This is a genomic window from Chryseobacterium ginsenosidimutans (assembly GCF_024807225.1).
Taxonomy (GTDB): domain Bacteria; phylum Bacteroidota; class Bacteroidia; order Flavobacteriales; family Weeksellaceae; genus Chryseobacterium; species Chryseobacterium ginsenosidimutans.
The window spans coordinates 166,490-187,757 of record NZ_JANUCO010000001.1 but is presented as its reverse complement, the minus strand read 5'-3'; the positions used below and the strand labels follow the sequence as shown (position 1 = coordinate 187,757).

Sequence of the window (21,268 nt, the reverse complement as noted above, 5' to 3'; positions counted from 1 at the left end):
ATGATATGAAAAAGATTAGATAATATTAATTTCTACATTAATATTTCCTCTCGTTGCTTTAGAATAAGGGCACGTTTGGTGAGCTTCTTCGGCTAATAATTTCGCTGTTTCGCTGTCAATTCCGGGAAGACTGATATTCAAACGGGCTTGTAAAAAATAAGCATCGTCATTCATACAAAGATCGACTTCTGCATCTACCGCTGTTTCAGGAGAAAGTCTGATTTTTCTTTTTCTCGCTGCAATTCCCAACGCTCCAATAAAACAAGCCGACCAACCCGCTGCAAAAAGCTGTTCCGGATTCGTTCCCGGTTCTGTTCCGCCCGGAGTTGAAAGTTTTACACTAAGGTTCTCGTCAGAACTTTTAGAAAATCCGTCGCGACCGCCTGTTGTATGAGTTTTTCCTGTGTATAATACTTTTTCTGCTTGTAAAGTTTGATTATTTTCCATTATTAAAAAATTTAGATTGTTATTAATTGGTTTTAAATGATGAGTCAAAATTAGTTCAGATTAAAATGATGTGTAACCATAAAATAGGTGAAACGGACAATCATAAACCTGAATAAGACATTGAAAAGGATGAAGTTAATCTGAGTTCGGGAAAATTGCGATTTTAGCTGAGTGAAACGCCCTTGCGAACGGAAATCTTTTCAAGCCTAATTAAAAAGACTTTGCGATCATAGCGTTTAAAATATATAAGAGCTCTCATCCGAGTGAGGTTGAATTATTTTGAATATCCATCAACTTCAACAATAGCATCAGCAAAAGATTTCGGATCTTCCTGCGGAACATTGTGTCCGATTCCCCTTAAAATTTTATGAGAATACTTTCCTGTAAACTGATTTTCGTACGCTTTACCATTAATGGCAGCACCATCAAAATCACTGCTGATTGTAATTGCAGGAACAATAATTTTAGGCTTTGTTGAAAGTTTTTTCTCCAACTCATCATACTTTGCTTCTCCTTTTGCCAAAGACAATCTCCAACGGTAATTGTGAATAACAATCGCGACATGATCGGGATTATCGAAAGATTTCGCTGTCTGATCGTAAGTTGCTTTATCAAAATTCCATAATGGAGAAGCGGTTTTCCAGATCAGTTTGTTGAATTCATACGTATTGTCTTTATATCCTTTTTCACCACGATCGGTAGAAAAATAATATTGATACCACCAACCCAATTCAGCTGTAGGAGGCAATGGCTTTTTATTAAATTCAAGATTGGTAATCAAATAACCGCTCACAGAAACCAGACCTTTTACTCTTTCGGGCCAAAGTGCAGCCATCACATCGGCAGTTTCTTGCGCCCCAATCGAATCCTCCGACGATTGCTTTATCGATTTTTAAAGCATTCATTAAAGCAATAATATCACTCGCAACCGCGGCTTGCTGTCCGTTTCTCATGGTCTTATCAGAAAGAAATCTTGTCGTTCCAAAACCTCTCAAATAAGGAGTAATTACTCTGTAACCTTTTGCGGTCAACATCGGAACAACGTCTTCATAACTGTGAATATCGTAAGGCCAACCGTGAAGTAAAATCACAGGCGTTCCGCTTGGAGATCCGGCTTCTGTATAACCGATGTTCAGGAAACCTGCGTCGATTTGTTTTAAAGTTCCCAATGAACTTTTTGTTTCCTGAGCATTTAATCCCATATTGAAAATCAAAATGAGGATCGCACTGATGATATATTTTTTAATAAAATAAATCTGTTGTTGGTTTGATTGGGTAAGCATAATCGTTGAGTTTTTTTAATTTGATGGGTCAAAAGTAGAAACAGAATTCATGCAAATCCATCACAAATGAGCTCAACCGGACAAACTCAACCTTGAATTAGACATTTTGATTTTTAACATCAATTTTTTCATTTAACATTCACAATCAAATCCACATTTCAACCTCCATTTTTTGCCATTCAAAAACAATAGTCTACCTTTGCGGTAGATTATCAAGAAAGGTGGAGGGATTTGGCCCTGTGAAACCTTAGCAACCAACGCTGTTCTACGAGTGTAAAGGTGCTAATTCCAACCCGATTGGGGGAAGATAAGTGAAGTCAATATTCTATATTATTCCATTTTCTTGAAGGTCTTTTTGTGGTTTGCGATGTTTCGTAAGCGAATATTAATTAGTTTAAAATAAAAAAAAAACTGAAGGAAATGAAGAAACTCAGCGTAAGTGTGCTGCTTTTGGCGGTTGGATTTTTATCTGCACAGGAACAGGAAAAAGAAAAACAGATCGAAGATGTCATCATCGTAGGAAATCGTAACGCTAAAAGAACCAAATTGGAAACTCCGGTTCCGGTAGACATCATCAATATCGATAAAATACAAAAATCTTCACCGCAGACAACTGTTCAGGATTTGCTGAATTATGTGATTCCTTCGTTCAATTCGGTTCGCCAGTCGGCTTCTGACGGAACGGAACATATTGATCCTATAAGTTTAAGAGGAATGGGACCAGATCAGGTTTTGGTGTTGGTGAATGGAAAAAGAAGACATTCCACATCGTTGGTTAATTATCAGAATACGGTAGGAAACGGTTCTGTCGGAACAGATTTAGGCACAATTCCTGTAATTGCGATTGACAGGATTGAGGTGTTAAGAGACGGAGCTGCAGCGCAATACGGTTCAGATGCTATTGCGGGAGTCATTAATATCATTCTTAAAAAAAATATTGGCGGAACAGCCAGTTTAAACTACGGAATTACAGGCAGAAATGACGGTGATACCTATCAAGCAGGAGCCAATTACGGAACTTCTTTAGGTAAAAAAGACAGCTACGTAAGTTTGTCTTTACAATTAAATTACAGAGGAAAAACAACCAGAACACAGAATCATAATCTGGATATTTTCGGAGATAATTTTGCGTATGATTATGCCGATAATCCTGCTGCTGCAAGTGCTGCAGACGATGCCATCATTCAGCAAAGAGGTTTAACGAGAGATGATTTCAATTTCCAGATTGGTGATGCCCGAATCAAGCAGGCTCAATTGGTTTTTAATTCAGAATATCCTTTTAATGACAATTTTAAATTATATTCTTTCGGAGGTTTCAGCATAAAAGAAGGCGAAGGTTTTGGCTTCAGAAGACTTCCGAGTGAAAAGGATAATAATGTTGAATCTATTTATCCAAACGGTTTTCAGCCGTCTTTGGGTTCAAAAGTGTACGATATTTCTTATGCAGTCGGAGCTAAATACAATATGAATGATTGGTTTTTTGATCTGAGCAATACTTTCGGAAGCAACACCTTTAATTATGATGTCAATAATACGGTAAATGCTTCACTAGGAGCAAATTCGCCGACGAGTTTCAATGCAGGAGCTCACAGTTTCCTTCAAAATACAATTAATCTTGATATTTCTAAAAATGTTAAAAACTTCAATTTTGCTTTCGGAGGAGAATTCAGGTTTGAACAATACGACATCAAAGCAGGAGAAGAAGCGTCTTATTCAAAATATGATGTGAACGGAAATATTGCCGTTCCCGGTTCTGTAACTGTTGGAAATGGTGGTTCGCAGTCTTTCATCGGTTTTTCGCCGCAAAATGCTTTAACGAAATCGAGAAATTCAACCGCCGTTTATGCAGATATTTCTTATGATTTAGATAAAAAATTAAATATCGACGCTGCCGCAAGATTTGAAAATTATTCAGATTTCGGAAGTACATTGAACGGGAAATTAGCCGTGAGATATGAATTTGTAAAAAATTATGCCATCCGTGCTGCCGTTGGAACGGGTTTCAGAGCGCCGTCTTTGCAACAGCAATATTTTAATAATTCTTACGCAGATATTTCTACGACAGGAAATTCTATCGTTACAAAAGGGATTTTTAACAGTGACAGTGAAGCGGCAAAAGCGCTTGGTTTTGATCAGTTAAAACAAGAAACGTCTGTCAATGGAAGCGTTGGATTTACCTTAAAACCAGTCAGTAAGCTTCTTATTACGTTGGATGGATATTTAATTAAAGTGAAAGACAGAATCGTCATAACAAGTAATATTACCGACGATCGATTGACGGCTTATGGTGTCGAAAGCGGACGATTTTTTGCCAATGCCATTGATACGGAAACGAAAGGGGTTGATTTGGTTGTTTCCTACGACTGGAGATTGGGCAGCGGAAATTTAAACATCAATTTGGCAGGAAATTACACCGAAACAAAAATCACCGATTTCCATTTTCCGGCAAATCTGCAAACTCCGCAGAATGAATTTTTCGGACCGGATCAGATCAACATCATTGAAACATTATCACCAAAAACAAAAGCAACATTGGGATTAAATTACGGAATTGGTAAATTCAATTTCCTCGTAAGAAATACTTATTTTGGAAAGGTGATCAGAGACGGTTATCCTTTCGGCGGTGTTCAGGAATTTGCTCCAAAAGTGGTGACAGATATAAGTGTTGGTTATGATTTTACGAAAAATATTAACCTTACAATTGGGGCAAATAATGTTTTTGATGTCTTTCCTGATTTGCAGATCTACGAAAATTCTTATTTTGGAGTGTTCAAATATGCTCCGGTTCAAATGGGAACATTGGGGAATTATTTCTTCGGAAGACTTAATTTTACTTTTTAATTAAATGGATTCTACTTCACATCAGATCGGCTGGAAAACCGCCGTTGCAATCGTTGTTTCGAACATGATCGGAACAGGTATTTTCACGACTTTGGGTTTCCAGCTGGTTGATATTACCAATACCTACAGCATTATTTTTCTTTGGGTGATCGGAGGAATTTTAGCACTTTTTGGAGCGTTTTGTTATGCAGAATTAGGTTCTCATTTTAAAGGAAACGGCGGTGATTTTATTTATCTTAAAGAAACATATCATCCGGTTTTGGGATATCTGGTAAGCTGGATTTCTTTGATTATCGGGTTTTCTTCGCCTGTTGCTTTGGCGGCTTTGGCGATGTCAAAATATCTTTCCGCATTCAATGATTCCTTTGGAAACGGCTTTGCAATTGGGATTATTTTTTTGGTTGCTGCTTCTTTGTCGTTCAGTTTAAAAACATCGAGTAAGTTTCATAACTTTTTCACTTTCATTAAAGTAGCTTTTATTATTGTTTTAATTATTCTCGGCGTAGGACTTTCAGAATCGGGAGTAGGAAACAGCTTAAATTTCGGAAACGACTGGAAAAATGAAATCATGCTTCCCGCTTTTGCAACGTCGTTGGTTTTTGTAACGTATTCATATACAGGCTGGAACTCGGCTTCTTATATTGCGGGAGAAATTAAAGATGTTCAGAAAAATCTTCCGAAAGCTTTGATTGTGGGAACGGTTTTTGTGACGGTTTGCTATCTTCTGGTGAATTTTATCATGCTAAAACATGCGCCAATCAATCAATTGGCGGGAAAAGAAGATGTGATGGGAGAAGCTGCCAATAATATGTTGGGTCATACTTTCGGAAAAGTGGTGAATGTTTTTATCGCATTGCAATTGGTAGCAACGATCAGCGGATATTTGTGGGTCGGTTCAAGATTGACGCAGGCTTTTGCGAAAGAAAATAAATTGTGGAAGTCTTTATCCGTCGGCAATAAAAAAGGAATTCCTGTTCGTGCCATTTTTGCGCATGCTGTGATTGCAACGTTGATTATTTTAACGGGAAGTTTTAAAGAAATTTTCGTTTATACCGCTTTTATTCTTCAATTGTTTGCAAGTTTGGCGATTTCTACGGCTTATTTTATTAAAAAAGATCAGAGAAAGATATTTAAATCCAACTTATTTTACGTTTTCCCGACTGTTTTCTTGTTGTTCAGTGTTTATATTTTGTATTTCACATTGATTCACAATCCGAAAGAGAGCATCATAGGATTGGGAATTGTCGCACTGGGAATTGTTTTGTATTTAATGGATAGAAAGTTTTCTAAAAATAATATTTAATTTAAAGTCTTCGACAAGCTCAGACTGACACTGGTTAAAAGTTGTGTTAAATTGAGTCTGACTGCAATTTGAAAAGTTAGTATTAGCAATGTCATCCTGAGCTCGTCGAAGGACCTTTCAATAAAGCTTAGATGCTTTTCAAAAAGACAAATGTTGAGTAAGTTTTATATTAAAAATAGATTCTTCACCACGCTTTCACTACATTCAGAATGGCAAACTATTAGTTTTAAAATTGAATTAATAATCCGTATCTTTGCTCCTACAAAATTTTCATAATGTCTAAATCATTAATTCCAAAATTAGAAGCTATAAAACAACGCTATAATGAGGTTGCAGACCTTATTATACAGCCGGATGTAATTTCAGATCAAAAAAGATATTCTTCTTTAAACAAAGAATACAGCGATTTAGGAAAAATTGTAAGAGTTTACGATCAGTATAAAGGCGCTTTAGATAATATCGCAGAATCTGAGGAAATCATCGCTGATGGTTCAGACAGAGACTTGGTCGATATGGCTAAAGAAGAAAAAGTAGAAGCTCAGGGTAAACTTCCAGGTTTGGAAGAAGAATTGAAGGTACTTTTAATTCCTAAAGATCCAACCGATGATAAAAACGTAATCGTAGAACTTCGTGCCGGAACCGGTGGAGATGAAGCGGCTATCTTTGTGGAAGATGTTTACAGAGCATATGCCATGTTCTTTAAGACTAAAGGTTGGAAGCACGAAATAACAGATTCTAGCGAAGCTGCAAAAGGTTATAAAGAATTAATCATCAAAATTGAAGGAGACGGCGTGTACGGAATCATGAAGTTTGAGTCCGGTGTTCACCGTGTACAACGTGTTCCGGAAACAGAATCTCAAGGTAGAGTGCACACTTCGGCAATTACCGTTGCTGTTTTACCGGAAGCTGAAGAAATCGATTTTGAATTAAATCCTGCCGATATCGAAATGCAGACTTCACGTTCAGGTGGAGCGGGTGGACAAAACGTAAACAAGGTTGAAACCAAAGTACAGTTGACCCACAAACCTTCAGGAATGGTGGTTGTTTGTCAGCAGGCACGTTCTCAGTTAGCAAACAGGGAATTGGCGATGGAAATGCTTCGTACCAAATTATATGATATCGAAGTACAAAAATCTGTCGGAGATATTGCTGCACAGCGTAAATCAATGGTTTCTACAGGTGACCGTTCTGCAAAGATCAAAACCTACAACTATCCTCAAGGAAGAGTTACCGATCACAGAATCAACAAGTCTATGTACAATCTTGATGCGTACATGAATGGAGATATCTCTGAAATGATCGATGCCGTAATCATGGCAGAAAATGCCGAAAAAATGAAAGGAGAGGAAGATAATTATTAAAATCTTTCTTTTAAAATATCTAAAGCTTCTGAGAAATCGGGAGCTTTTTTTGTTCTCAAAATAAAATATTTTCAAGTATAATAATGTATTACTCTTTTTAAAGTAATATGATAAGAAGTTGAAAATCTATAACATTATTCTGACTTAAAAGAAATGTTATATTTATAGGATAAAAAATATTAATTGGATGGAAAATAAACTTGAGCATAATTTTTCAAAGTTTGAACAAATTGAGCAAATTGATCAGAATGGAATTGAATTTTGGAGCGCACGAGACCTCAGTAAAGTTTTAGATTATTCGGAATATAGAAACTTTAAGCCAGTTATAGAAAAAGCTAAAGAAGCATGTGAGAATAGCGGAGAGGAAATTGGAAACCATTTCGTGGAATTCCACGAAATGGTTAAAATAGGATATGGTGCTGAAAGAGGCTTTGATGATGGTGTAAAATTATCTCGTTATGCATGTTATTTAATCGTTCAAAATGCAGATCCTGCGAAAGAAGTTGTTGCATTGGGACAAACATATTTTGCTGTACAAACAAGAATTCAAGAAATCCAAAAATTAGATGAGTATAATCAATTATCTTCGGAGGACGAGAAAAGATTATTTCTAAGAAATGAAATGGTAAAACACAACATTCATTTAGCGGCAACCGCAAAAGAGGCAGGAGTTATAAAGCTGATAGATTATGCAATTTTTCAAAATCATGGTTATAAAGGTCTTTATGGAGGTTTAGATGCAAAAGGAATACATAATAAAAAAGGATTAAAGAAAAGCCAACAAATATTAGATCATATGAATAGTACGGAATTAGCTGCAAATCTATTCCGGGCGACACAAACTGAAGAAAAATTAAAAAACGATAAGATTAAAGGGAAAGCAGATGCTAATAAAACTCATTTTGAAGTAGGGGCAAAAGTTCGAAAAACGATTCAAGAACTTGGAGGAACAATGCCGGAAAATTTGCCTGTAGCTGAAAGTATTAAAGATGTGGAAAAGGAAAAAAGTAAATTAGAGCAACAATCAAAAAAACTAAAATAAATTTATATTAAAGTTAAAGATTATAAATTTGATATTCAACAAAATACATAATCTAAAGCTTCTGATTTTCGGAAGCTTTTTTTATTACCTCAACTTTATGTATTTTTGGTAAAATCCATTTTGATATGAAATTAAGACCTATATTATTAACCGCCGGAGTTTTGTTTTCGGCAACATTTTATTCGCAAAAAATGATTTATCCAAAAACATTAAAAGGAAATCAGACAGATACATATTTCGGAACTGCCGTTGCAGACCCGTACCGTGATTTGGAAAACGACTCAGAAGCTACCAAAAAATGGGTAGACGAAGAAGTGGCAAACAGCCAGAATTATCTTTCGAAAATCCCGTTCAGAGATCAGATTAAAAATCAGTTGAGAGACATCTGGAATTATGAAAAAATTTCAGCGCCTTTCAAAGAAGGAGATTATACCTATTATTACAAAAACGACGGATTGCAGGCGCAATCGGTTTTATACAGAACCAATAACAAGACAAAAGCAACAGAAGTTTTCTTAGACCCGAATAAATTCTCAGAAAAAGGAACAACATCTTTATCGCAGCTTTCTTTTAACAAAAAAGGAAATTTGGCAGCCTATTCCATTTCGGAAGGCGGAAGCGACTGGAACAAAATCATCATCATCGATGCAATTACCAAAAAACAAATTGACGAAACAATTGTTGATGTGAAATTCAGCGGAATTTCTTGGCAAGGTGATGAAGGTTTCTATTATTCAAGCTACGACAAGCCGAAAGAAGGAACCGTACTTTCCGGAATGACAGATAAACACAAGGTTTATTTTCATAAATTAAATACAAAACAATCGGCAGATCAATTGATTTTCGGAGGTGATAAAACGCCGAGAAGATATTTGGGAGCGGGTGTTTCGGAAGATCAGAGATATTTAATTATTTCTGCAGCAAACGCGACCAACGGAAATGAATTGTACATCAAAGATTTAAAAAACGGAGGAGATTTTGTTCAGATCAACAAAGGTTTTGATATCAATGTAAGTATTGTTGATACTCAAGGCGATGATCTTTATATTTTCACAGACAAAGACGCTCCGAATATGCGTTTGGTAAAAACCAGTATCAAAAATCCATCTCCTGAAACTTGGAAAGACTTAATTCCGGAAACTGAAAATGTGCTGGGAATTACGACTGGAGGAGGATATTTCTTCGCAACTTATATGATCGATGCCATTGATAAGGTAAAACAATTCGACAGAAACCGGAAAATTAATAAGAGAAATTGCTCTTCCGGGAAAAGGAACGATTGGCGGTTTTGGCGGAAAAGAAAAGGAGAAAGAACTTTATTTTTCATTTAGCAATTATATCACACCGGGAACAACCTATAAATTCAATGCAGATTCCGGGAAATCAGAGGTTTATCAGAAGCCGAAAGTGAAATTCAATCCTGAAAATTACGTTTCCGAACAGGTTTTCTACACCTCAAAAGACGGAACGAAAATTCCGATGATGATTAATTATAAAAAAGGAACTAAGCTTGACGGGAAAAATCCTACAATCCTTTATTCTTACGGAGGTTTCAACATCAGCTTACAACCTGCTTTCTCCGTTGTGAACGCAATCTGGATGGAAAATGGAGGGATTTATGCCGTTCCAAACATCCGTGGTGGTGGCGAATATGGTAAAAAATGGCACGATGCAGGAACAAAACAGCAAAAGAAAAATGTTTTCGAAGACTTCATCGCAGCTGGAGAATATTTACAGGCAAAAGGCTATACTTCAAAAGATTTTATGGCACTTTCGGGAAGATCAAACGGAGGATTATTGGTAGGCGCGACAATGACGATGCGCCCCGATTTGGCAAGAGTGGCTTTCCCTGGAGTTGGGGTTTTAGATATGTTGAGGTATAATAAATTTACAGCAGGAGCGGGTTGGTCTTACGACTACGGAACGGCAGAAGACAGCAAAGAAATGTTTGAATATTTAAAATCATATTCTCCGGTTCATAATGTAAAATCAACGTGTTATCCATCCACAATGATTATCACAAGTGATCACGATGACAGAGTGGTTCCGGCGCATTCTTTCAAATTTGGTGCAGAATTACAGGAAAAACAAGCTTGCAACAACCCGATTTTATTAAGAATTGAAAAAAATGCAGGTCACGGAGCGGGAAGAGCAACAGATCAGGTAATAGGCGAAAATGCAGATTTACTTTCTTTCGCTTTATTTGAAATGGGAATAAAAAAATTAGGGAAATAATTTTTTTGATTTTTGAGAGGGTTTGAAAAGTTGCATATATTTAGGGGTTATGTGATGTTTTATAAAAACTGACCCCCTTTAACGAAATTTAATCGAAAATGAGTTTAAATAATAGAATTAAGCAAAATTGTCCTCATTGTAATTTTGAACAAGAATTAGAATACTACCAAACTGTAAATATTACTCTACAACCAGAACTGAAAAACAAAGTTCTTTCTGGTAAAATGAACGAAAATGTTTGTTCAAATTGCAAAAAAGAAATAAATATAGTTTCTGGTTTTCTTTATCACGATATGAAAAATCAAATAATGCTTGAATTATCTATAGCAAATGAAGAAGAAAAAGATGAAGGAAAGAATAAAATAATCGAAAATATGATAGCGCAAGGCTATATCTATCGAAAAGTTTATGAATATGAAAAACTTATCGAAAAGATAAATATTTTTGACAGCAAACTAAATGATTTAGTAGTTGAAAAAGTTTCTGGCAAAATGAAAAATATGTTAGACGAATCCATAAAAGAAGTAGCAGAAATAAATGGAGATTTCAATTTCAAAGTATTCTTCAAGAAAATAGAAACTGGATTGTTTAAAAAGAAAATTTCTTTCTATTGCTTTAGTCATCCAAGCCAGATAATGGAAATGAAATATGATATTAAAAATCTTGAAACTAATGAAAAGAACAATTTATATAATATTGAAATCCTTAGAAAATAAAAAAATTCTGCCAACTAGGCTTTTGCAATAGTAAGGCTAAACTGCAAAATTCAACGATAGTTCTTCCATTGAATTTTACTTTACCCGATCGCGCGGACTTGTAGTCCGTGTGTATAATATAAAGCAAAGTCACGGATTACAAATCCGCGACATCGGAAGAAAGAACTTTATTTTTCATTTAGCAATTATATCACACCGGGAACAACGTATAAATTCAATGCAGATTCAGGGAAATCAGAAGTTTATCAGAAGCCGAAAGTGAAATTTAATCCTGAAAATTACGTTTCCGAACAGGTTTTCTACAGCTCAAAAGACGGAACAAAAATCCCGATGATGATTAATTATAAAAAAGGAACTAAGCTTGACGGTAAAAATCCTACCATCCTTTATTCTTACGGAGGTTTCAACATCAGTTTACAACCTGCTTTCTCCGTTGTCAACGCAATCTGGATGGAAAACGGAGGAATTTATGCCGTTCCAAACATCCGTGGTGGTGGCGAATACGGTAAAAAATGGCACGATGCAGGAACAAAACAGCAAAAGAAAAATGTTTTCGAAGACTTCATCGCAGCGGGAGAATATTTACAGGCAAAAGGCTATACTTCAAAAGATTTTATGGCACTTTCCGGAAGATCAAACGGAGGATTATTGGTAGGCGCGACAATGACGATGCGTCCCGATTTGGCGAGAGTCGCTTTCCCTGGAGTTGGGGTTTTAGATATGTTGAGGTATAATAAATTTACAGCAGGAGCGGGTTGGTCTTACGATTACGGAACGGCGGAAGACAGCAAAGAAATGTTTGAATATTTAAAATCATACTCTCCGGTTCATAATGTAAAATCAACGTGTTATCCATCCACAATGATTATTACGAGTGATCACGATGACAGGGTGGTTCCGGCGCATTCTTTCAAATTCGGAGCAGAATTACAGGAAAAACAAGCCTGTAACAACCCGATTTTATTACGAATTGAAAAAAATGCAGGTCACGGAGCGGGAAGAGCAACAGATCAGATAATCGGTGAAAATGCTGATTTACTTTCTTTCGCTTTATTTGAAATGGGAATAAAAAAATTAGGGAAATAATTTTTTGTTTTTTGAGAGGGTTTGAAAACTTGCGTATGTTTGGGAGTTAGCGGTAAGTTTCCAAAACCCACTAAATTTTAGAGCAATAACATTATGACAAAATTTTCATTCATCTTTTTTGTATTTCTTTCTGTTCATTCTTTTGGACAAAAAAAATTAAATTCAAGCAAAAATAATTTTGATAAATCTGTATACCATTCAATGGATACAGTTGCAGACTCTTTTCTAAAAAAATCAGGAGCTAATTCTGTTTCAATAGCAATTGTTAAAAATAAAAAAACATATATAAAACACTACGGAGAGTTGGATAAAGGAAAAGGTAATAAAGCAACTAATCAAACACTTTTTGAAATAGGCTCTACAACTAAAATATTTACAGGAACGCTTATGGCTAATGCTGTATTAGAAAATAAAATTGGATTAGATGACGATATTAGAAAATATCTGAATGAAGATTTTTCTAATTTAGAGTTTCAAGGCAATCCAATAAAAATAAAGGATTTACTTGTCCATAGAAGTGGAATACAAACACCTTTTCCTGTTACTCAACAAATAAGAGATAAATATCCTGCTGAACGCTTCCTTTATTATAAAAATAGACTCGATAAAGCATATACAAAAGAACTTTTCTTAGCTGATTTACGAAAAGTAAAAGTAGATTCACTTCCGGGAACTGGCTATAAGTATGGTGCTTTAGCACCAGAATTGTGTGCCTATATTTTAGAAAATGTATATAAAAAAAGCTATAATGACCTATTAAATGAGGAGATTTTTAAGAAAGCAGGAATGAAATCTACAAAACTTAATTTAGAGAATAACGAGATTCTTGCAAATGGGTATAATGCAAAAGGTGATACGATGGAACCTTTAACTATCAGTATTTGGGGTGCTTCAAAATTCCTCAAATCAACAATGGATGATTTAAGTAAATTTATCAAGTTTGAATTAAATTCAAATAATAAGGTTATTATTGAATCTCATAGAAAAGTTTATTCAAACATAAATATGGGATATTTTTGGGACACTATAGCAGATGATAATGGCAATACAAACTATATAAAAGACGGTGGTTCAAATGGAATATCTAATGTACTTAAAATTTTACCAAAATACAATTTGGGCATTTTAATTATTGCAAATCAAAATGATAGAAATACAGGTACAAACATAGAAGATGCTTTAAATAAATTAGAAATTACTTTAAAAGAGAATTAAAAAACCTACCGCTAACATCGGTTTGGCAATATGGCGGCAGAAGTGCTTCTATGAAACATTTGTGCAGGGTTCAACAGCAGTAATTCCATTGAACTTTAGTGCTAAAAACCCGCCACATCGCCAAGCCGTAAACAGTCAAGCTAAGAAACCAGCAACAGGACAAAAATAAATTAACGACCAAATATCAATCAATGCAAAATTCAGAAAAAGAAAACAGCAAATGGATCTCAAAAAAGACCATTGTTCGGGTTTTTGCTTATTCATTTTGTGCATTCTTCCTTTGGTTGGGATTTTATACATTAACAAATTCTCCGACGACTCCGAAAGATAAATTGCGTGGAATTGGAGAAATTGTGGCTGCTTGTGTTTATCTATATGTAGACATTAGAATTTTAATCTCAAAAAATAAACGGAAAAATCTCTAACAGCGGTTAGTCGCAATGACTTGTACATTTCCCTTAGTCGGAAAATCTAAAGCCTGAAATTTTCACATATTGATGCTCCACCGTTTAATATTCTCTAGATGTAAAGTCATATTCTTACGATGTAACTTTATATTTTCCTAATATCATTTTATATTGGTACGATGTCGAATAATATTATGCCAATGTAAACTTATATTTTAATCATGTAAAACAATATTCTTATGATGATGTTTTATATTGCCACGTTGTAAACTTCTATTTTAACAAGATGAGTGTATATTCTTCCAAAAACCTTGACAATAAAGAGCACAATGTTTTTAAGTTCAATTCAATTTAATAAGATTTACAGAACAGTCAATTTGTGAAAATGGAGACTTCTTTCTTTTGCTTTATATGAAATAAAAAGCTTAGGAAAATAATTAAACCATTAAGATTTTATTTAAGAAATTAAGAATATTAAGTTACCTCATGTAAGATCTCAATTATAAATAAACGATCAACATCAATAGGAACGTGCTTTAGCCCGTTTTTTTGTGAATAAATTCAATTGGCTTTAGCCAAACTTACTTTAAACTAATATTAATTTGAATATCCGTTTTTAAACCTAACCTGTTTAAGTAATGGAAAACGTTGTGTTCTTTTTTAAGTAGAACGCCTTTGTATAACTTAAAAACAGTTAGTAGTTAAAAAATCTTTGTGAGTTTTGTGTTTAAATTAATATTATGCATTGAAACTATAATTAGTACAATTTTTACACAAATATCCACAATCATCTGTGTAAATCCGTGTAATCTGTGGGAACAAAAAAAACAAATTCATTTGATTCTTATTGAATTAACAATCAAAGCTATTTTAAAACAATGTTCATTAAAAAATGAGCGCAAAATTATTATTTCAAAAATGTGTAATTTTAGCCATCTATAAATCCGAAAGTATGAGAAGGGCAGTTCAGAATAAAACTCCTCAATTTAATAATATCACTGAAAAAATCACGGAAGTCTATCCTTTCGAAAAAGATGGATTACAATTAAAATCATCCTATAAAGCAGAAGATGTTAAAAATGAAGCTTTAACAGAGACTTCTCCGGGAATTGCTCCTTATTTAAGAGGTCCGTATTCTACGATGTATGTTCAAAAACCTTGGACGGTTCGTCAATACGCAGGTTTCTCAACGGCAGAAGAATCAAATGCTTTTTACAGAAGAAACTTGGCGGCAGGTCAAAAAGGGCTTTCTGTGGCGTTTGATTTGGCGACGCACAGAGGGTATGATTCAGATCATGCAAGAGTTGTTGGAGATGTTGGTAAAGCCGGTGTTGCGATTGATTCTGTGGAGGATATGAAGATTTTATTTAATGAAATTCCATTAGATCAGATCTCGGTTTCTATGACGATGAACGGAGCGGTTCTTCCGATTTTATCTTTTTATATTGTGGCTGCAGAAGAGCAGGGAGTTGGTCAGGAATTGCTTTCAGGAACGATTCAGAATGATATTTTGAAAGAATTCATGGTGAGAAATACCTACATTTATCCACCTGCACCTTCCATGAAAATTATTGCAGATATTTTTGAATATACTTCTCAAAACATTCCGAAATTCAACTCAATTTCTATTTCAGGATACCATATGCAGGAAGCTGGAGCGACCCCTGTTTTGGAAATGGCTTATACTTTAGCAGATGGTCTTGAATACGTAAGAACAGGAATAAAAGCAGGCATGAATGTGGATGATTTCGCACCAAGATTATCCTTTTTCTGGGCAATCGGTATGAATCACTTCATGGAAATCGCAAAAATGAGAGCCGCAAGATATATTTGGGCTGAATTGTTGAAGCAGTTTAATCCTCAAAATCCAAAATCTTTAGCCTTAAGAACGCATTCACAAACTTCCGGTTGGTCTTTAACAGAGCAGGAACCTTTCAATAATATCACAAGAACAGCGATTGAAGCATTATCTTCTGCGTTGGGCGGAACTCAGTCTTTGCATACGAATGCTTTGGATGAAGCGATTGCGCTTCCGACAGATTATTCTGCGAAAATTGCCAGAAATACTCAGATTATTCTTCAACAGGAAAGCGGAATCTGCGATGTTGTAGATCCGATGGGCGGAAGTAATTTAGTGGAAAGCTTAACTCAGCAAATGATTGAGGAAGCCATGAAATACATCGATGAGGTGGAGCAGGAAGGCGGAATGACGAAAGCCATCGAAGCCGGAATTCCAAAGATGAGAATCGAAGAAGCTGCAGCTAAAAAACAGGCTAAAATTGATAGTGGCGAAGAATTTATTATTGGAGTAAATTCATTCAGATCTACTTTAAAACAAGGTCAAATCGAGATTTTAGATATTGATAATACGGAAGTTCGCAGAAAACAGATCGAAAGATTAAATTCAATAAAAACAGAAAGAAATTCTGAAGCAGTTGAGCAGATTTTAAATGAAATAAGAGAGTCTGCAAAAACAGGAAAAGGAAATCTTTTGGCATTGTGCATCGAAGCTGCTCGTAGAAGAGTGACGCTTGGTGAAATGAGTGATGCGATGGAAGAAACTTTCGGTCGATATAAAGCAAATATCAGAACAATTTCAGGAGTTTATGCTATGAATGCAGGAAAAAACGAATATTTCGGAGAAGCTCTTATTCTTACTCAAAAATTTGAAGAAGAAGAAGGTCGCCGACCAAGATTAATGGTCGCAAAAATGGGACAGGACGGTCATGACAGAGGTGCCAAAGTAGTTGCAACGGCGTTTGCAGACATGGGATTCGATGTCGATGTTGCTCCATTGTTCCAGACTCCGGAAGAAGTGGCAAAACAGGCAGTAGAAAATGATATTCATATTTTGGGAGTTTCATCTTTGGCGGCTGGTCACAAAACATTGGTTCCGCAAGTGGTTGAGGAACTGAAAAAACTGGGTGCAGATGATATTACGATCGTTGTAGGAGGAGTAATTCCGCAACAGGATTATGAATTTTTATATGCGAACGGAGCAGATTTCATCTTCGGTCCCGGAACGAATCTTCCGAAATGTGCCGTAGATATTTTGAAGAGATTTTTGAATTAATTAACTTTTTCAAAGAATAAATTGCATAACATTTGTACTGTAGACCATAACCAAAAAACAAAATAGTATGGCTTATACAGTAATTTCAGTATTTCCGGCAACTGTAGATACTGAGGAAATTAAAAAAGATTTGAGAGATCAGGGTTTTGACGATGCGAATATTATCGTTTCAAAATCTAAATTAGAAGACGAATCATCACATGATAATTATGAAGATGATGCAAAAACAAAAAGCTTTTGGGATTATGTTTTTGCACAGGATGTGGAGCTTTTAGATGCTTACAGCAAGCACAGCGTAGGAAAAAGTAACGTTGTTGTGTACGCTGATAATCTTGAGGAAGCTCATAAGGCGAAAGGAATTCTTAATGCTAAAGGAGCGGTTGAAGTTCATGGAGATGAACCCGAATCTCAAGCTCCTGAAGGAATGTCTCAGGAAAAATATAACGGGATCATTGCAAAAGCAAAAAATGACATCTATTTTCTTGATTCCGAAAGGGTTTATCGCCCAAATACAAGAGGAATGGACGATACCATGGATGATCTTGGATCAAAAGATTAAATGACCACTTATAGAAAATGAAAATTAAAAACATACTAAAACCTACGAAGAGAAAAATCATTCTTTTCGTGGGTTTATTTTTTATAGGTGTTTTTATTTTTAATCCTTTTAAAGAAAATCGAATACCGGAAAAATCACCTGTTCCGGCTGATATCAATTTAGTTAAAGAACATTTGACTGCACTCACTCAAACTCTTCAGTTTCGCAACTATAAAAACTTAGATCAACTTAATACGATTGCGGAATACATTCATCAAGATTTTAATAAATACAGCGACAGCACAAGCTTTCAAGAGTATCAAGTTGGAGAAGAAATATATAAAAATGTAATCTGCTCTTTCGGGACAGAAAACAAAAAAAGAATCATTATCGGAGCTCATTATGATGTCTGTGGAGATCAACAGGGAGCCGATGATAATGCGACCGGAGTTACGGCATTGTTAGAATTGGCAAGAATGCTTCAAGGTCAAAAACTCAATTACAGAATAGATCTTGTCGCTTATACTTTAGAAGAGCCTCCGTATTTCAGAACTGAAAATATGGGAAGTTACATTCATGCAAAATACCTTAAAGACAACAATATCGATGTGTACGGAATGGCAAGCGTAGAAATGATAGGATATTTTAAAGACGAAGAAAATTCTCAAAACTATCCTTTGGGAATCCTTTCGTGGTATTACGGGAATAAGGGAGATTTTATAACATTGATTAAAAAGTTCGGCGGCGGAAAATTTGTAGAAAATTTCGGTGAACAATTTAAAAAAGCCAATCAGATGAAAACAGAAACCTTTTCATCTCCAAAATTTGTTGTAGGAACCGATTTTTCCGATCATTTGAATTACTGGAAATTTGGGTATTCCGCCATGATGATTACTGATACTTCGTTTTTCAGAAATAAAAATTATCATCAACCAACGGATACGTTGGAAACATTGGATTTACAGAGAATGACAAAAGTAATTGACGGGATTTTCCTCAGCTTGATTCATTTAAAATAAAAAAATATTTGGAATTCCGGAAAAATTAATATATTTGCATCTGAAAATAAAGTTTAACCATTTAAAAAACAACGAAGCAATGTTCAAATACAATCAACATTCATCAGTAGGATTGCCTTTTGCAAAGGCGAGGCTTCGTGGTTTGGTACACTCATAGAATAACAGTATATTGAAATATCAAAACCCGAAGTCGTAAGATTTCGGGTTTTTTATTGCGCAATATTTCAAACTCAAATCAAGTTTCCCCGAAATCTATTTTTTTATCAGGAGCTTAATCCCGCTTTCCGCTATATCTTTTTTGCCCACGCTTTTTTCAAGCCCACGCAAAAAAAGGATGTCGTTGCAATCGGGGCTAATAATAACGCTCTGCCAATAAACCTTCAAGGTTTGAATAATCAATCAACTAAAATTTTAGTTGACAGAGATTTAATGCAAAATTTACCATTTCAGAAAGTCTGAAATCTGCCGTTTTGCATCCCAAATCTTATTAATAAATGGAAAATGATAACCTTCTGTCTTTTCGATTAAGAAGTCTGAGAAGCAGAAAAAGAATAGTAAAAAAAGATGTAGAAAAACAGATCAGAAAAAAGTATAAACGTAGTAAAGAACTTTGGAAAATTAAGAGAGATATTCCTTGGATTCCTTTAGAAGAGCCATATCAAAGAGGTTTTGTAAGATTCTTCGCTGTTACAGAAGAAGTAATGCGAACGAAAGACGCAGAATTCTTTGAAGGGATTCTTAAGAAAATCAACACATTCATGTATTCGGAAATTCGACACTTTTTAAAAAAGAAAAGAAAATTCGGACGAAGAATCTATGTGGAGAGAGAACAAAAATTAAAATCTCTTTCATCCTATGAATGGGATAATCCAAAAATCCAATTTACAGCTCGAGAAAGACAATACTTTTTAAAAAGAAGAGAATATTGTCCTTTCCGCAAAATGTATTACGATTACTGCGATTTCATTGAACCTTGGAGATTTACGTTAAGAATAAAACCAAATATGATTACACATTACAAACCTGTAAATGCAGAGTTGGAAAAGGAATATGCAGAAGTTGAATTTTATGTAAAGCAATATAAAGTTCAGGGGATTATTCAAAAGAAAATTTATGGTAAATCAAATTCATGGAAAATTAAATATGAATCTGATCTCAACGAAAGTAAAAAATACTTTCTCTACAACATGTCCGCAACAGCGTTTGCAGATTATTTTATGGACGAATGAGTCCAACAAATGTTTAAAACAAAAACAATGGGAAATTTAAAACTTAAAGGAAAAGATATATTAAAATTAGGCTATCCAAACAATCAGAGTGTCAACATCGCTTTGGAAGTTATGAAAAGAAATTTTGCAACTAAAAATATTCATCATGTGAAATCTCTTTTAAAGGAAATCCTGACCAATCCGGAGAATTACGAAAAAGATTTAACCTTTGGACAAATCGCTGAAGCCTTGCTTTCATCCAAGAAAACAGAAAAAAGAATGCTCAATACCAATCGAACTTCTTTCCAAATTTTCGGAAACAATATTTCAGATGAAGCGAAAAGTCAGTTGTACACTGCATTGAAACTTCCAATTGCAACGCAGGGAGCTTTAATGCCCGACGCGCACAGCGGTTACGGGCTTCCGATCGGTGGAGTTTTGGCGGTTGAAAATGCTGTAATTCCTTACGGAGTCGGGATGGATATTGGCTGCAGAATGAGTCTCAGTATTTTGGATACCCCTGTTTCTTATCTAGACGGCGCAAGAGATAAATATGAAAAAGCTCTTGCCGAACATACCAAATTCGGGATGTATGAAACACATAAATCTCACATCGATCACGAAATTTTCGACAGAGATACTTTCGATATGATCCCGATCTTAAGAAGATTAAAAGGAAAAGGCATCAAACAAATGGGAAGTTTCCGGCGGTGGAAATCACTTTGTAGAATTCGGAGAAGTCGAAATTACGGAAGAAGACGAACAAATCAACCTTCCAAAAGGAAAATACCTTGGAATTCTTTCGCACAGCGGTTCGCGTGGCTTAGGAGCAGAAATCGCTCAGTATTATTCGAGAGTTGCGACAGAGCAATGTCCGTTACCAAAAGAAGCTCAAAACTTCGCTTGGTTGGATTTGAATACGCACCTTGGTTTAGAATATTGGATGGCGATGAATCTCGCAGGAGATTACGCTTCAGCCTGTCACGACGATATTCACCGAAGATTGGTGAAAGCAGTCGGCGGAAGAGTAAAAGCCAGAATTGAAAACCATCACAACTTTGCATGGAAAGAGATCCATAATGGGAAAGAAGTGATTGTTCACAGAAAAGGGGCAACTCCCGCGAATGAAAATGAATTGGGAATGATTCCCGGATCAATGACCGCAAAAGGTTTCATCGTGCGCGGAAAAGGAAACCCGGATTCGTTGAACTCGGCTTCACATGGAGCGGGAAGAGCTCATTCGAGAGGAGAATGCAGAAATCTTTTCACTCAAAATGACATCAAAAAAGAATTAAAACTAAAGAATGTCACTTTGATGGGCGGAAACACGGAAGAAGCACCAATGGCGTACAAAGACATCAACGAAGTCATGAATGCCCAAAGCGAATTGGTGGATATTCTCGGAACTTTCCAACCAAGAATTGTGAGGATGGATAAGTAAATTGGTTGTTAGTTTTTGGTTGATGGTTGTTAGAATTTTTAACGCCATCAACT

At 35.4% G+C, this 21,268-nt stretch carries 14 protein-coding genes, 3 pseudogenes and 1 riboswitch; of the genes and pseudogenes, 14 read left to right on the top strand and 3 right to left on the bottom strand.

Annotation, left to right across the window (positions count from 1 at the left end; translation table 11 throughout):
* Positions 1-15: 15 nt before the first annotated feature.
* From J3D55_RS00885 to J3D55_RS00875, 3 genes are all read right to left on the bottom strand, one after another.
* Entirely contained in the window at positions 16-447 is a 432-nt protein-coding gene (locus J3D55_RS00885) for an organic hydroperoxide resistance protein (RefSeq protein ID WP_259127304.1), read from the bottom strand.
* Positions 448-721: 274 nt separating this feature from the next.
* Positions 722-1,282 carry an alpha/beta hydrolase gene (locus J3D55_RS00880; RefSeq protein WP_259127303.1) on the bottom strand — a complete coding sequence of 187 codons (561 nt, stop codon included), beginning with the start codon at positions 1,280-1,282 and terminating at the stop codon, positions 722-724.
* Positions 1,212-1,730 (bottom strand): alpha/beta fold hydrolase, encoded by a 519-nt coding sequence (locus J3D55_RS00875; RefSeq protein ID WP_259127302.1) that lies wholly within the window; start codon positions 1,728-1,730, stop codon positions 1,212-1,214. Before J3D55_RS00875 ends, J3D55_RS00880 begins: the two co-directional genes overlap by 71 nt.
* 206 nt (positions 1,731-1,936) lie before the next feature.
* A riboswitch (SAM riboswitch) is annotated at positions 1,937-2,044 on the top strand.
* 106 nt (positions 2,045-2,150) lie between these two features.
* On the opposite strand from J3D55_RS00875, the gene J3D55_RS00870 reads away from it, so the two are divergent.
* The 14 genes and pseudogenes from J3D55_RS00870 to J3D55_RS00805 all read left to right on the top strand — a co-directional run bounded on the left by J3D55_RS00870 (position 2,151) and on the right by J3D55_RS00805 (position 21,215).
* On the top strand, positions 2,151-4,571 hold the full coding sequence (locus tag J3D55_RS00870; RefSeq protein WP_259127299.1) for a TonB-dependent receptor plug domain-containing protein: 2,421 nt from the start codon (positions 2,151-2,153) through the stop codon (positions 4,569-4,571).
* A gap of 4 nt (positions 4,572-4,575) precedes the next feature.
* The gene (locus tag J3D55_RS00865) at positions 4,576-5,874 is read left to right on the top strand and encodes an APC family permease (protein ID WP_259127298.1); all 1,299 of its coding nucleotides are present in this window, start codon (positions 4,576-4,578) and stop codon (positions 5,872-5,874) included.
* 275 nt (positions 5,875-6,149) lie between these two features.
* On the top strand, positions 6,150-7,235 hold the full coding sequence (gene prfA / locus J3D55_RS00860; RefSeq protein WP_259127296.1) for a peptide chain release factor 1: 1,086 nt from the start codon (positions 6,150-6,152) through the stop codon (positions 7,233-7,235).
* A gap of 187 nt (positions 7,236-7,422) precedes the next feature.
* Positions 7,423-8,277, top strand: coding sequence for a DNA damage-inducible protein D (gene dinD / locus J3D55_RS00855; RefSeq protein ID WP_259127295.1), 855 nt, complete (start codon positions 7,423-7,425; stop codon positions 8,275-8,277).
* A 191-nt stretch (positions 8,278-8,468) separates the two neighbouring features.
* Positions 8,469-10,512 (top strand): annotated as a pseudogene (locus J3D55_RS00850) (prolyl oligopeptidase family serine peptidase).
* Positions 10,513-10,610: 98 nt separating this feature from the next.
* Positions 10,611-11,228, top strand: coding sequence for a CpXC domain-containing protein (locus J3D55_RS00845; protein ID WP_259127293.1), 618 nt, complete (start codon positions 10,611-10,613; stop codon positions 11,226-11,228).
* A gap of 147 nt (positions 11,229-11,375) precedes the next feature.
* Positions 11,376-12,314 (top strand): annotated as a pseudogene (locus tag J3D55_RS00840) (prolyl oligopeptidase family serine peptidase); the annotation flags it as partial.
* A gap of 93 nt (positions 12,315-12,407) precedes the next feature.
* Positions 12,408-13,529: a serine hydrolase domain-containing protein gene (locus J3D55_RS00835; RefSeq protein ID WP_259127292.1), complete on the top strand. Its 1,122-nt coding sequence runs from the start codon at positions 12,408-12,410 to the stop codon at positions 13,527-13,529.
* A gap of 191 nt (positions 13,530-13,720) precedes the next feature.
* Complete coding sequence (locus J3D55_RS00830) at positions 13,721-13,954, top strand: hypothetical protein (protein ID WP_259127290.1); 234 nt, start codon at positions 13,721-13,723, stop codon at positions 13,952-13,954.
* Between the two features lie 934 nt (positions 13,955-14,888).
* Positions 14,889-17,009, top strand: a complete 2,121-nt coding sequence (gene scpA, locus J3D55_RS00825) for a methylmalonyl-CoA mutase (protein WP_259134986.1) — start codon at positions 14,889-14,891, stop codon at positions 17,007-17,009.
* Between the two features lie 67 nt (positions 17,010-17,076).
* Positions 17,077-17,568: a hypothetical protein gene (locus J3D55_RS00820; RefSeq protein ID WP_259127289.1), complete on the top strand. Its 492-nt coding sequence runs from the start codon at positions 17,077-17,079 to the stop codon at positions 17,566-17,568.
* Positions 17,569-17,585: 17 nt separating this feature from the next.
* On the top strand, positions 17,586-18,566 hold the full coding sequence (locus tag J3D55_RS00815; protein ID WP_259127288.1) for a M28 family peptidase: 981 nt from the start codon (positions 17,586-17,588) through the stop codon (positions 18,564-18,566).
* A gap of 494 nt (positions 18,567-19,060) precedes the next feature.
* Positions 19,061-19,795 (top strand): hypothetical protein, encoded by a 735-nt coding sequence (locus J3D55_RS00810; protein ID WP_259127287.1) that lies wholly within the window; start codon positions 19,061-19,063, stop codon positions 19,793-19,795.
* Positions 19,796-19,822: 27 nt separating this feature from the next.
* Positions 19,823-21,215: pseudogene (locus J3D55_RS00805) on the top strand (RtcB family protein).
* The last annotated feature ends 53 nt before the right edge of the window (positions 21,216-21,268 follow it).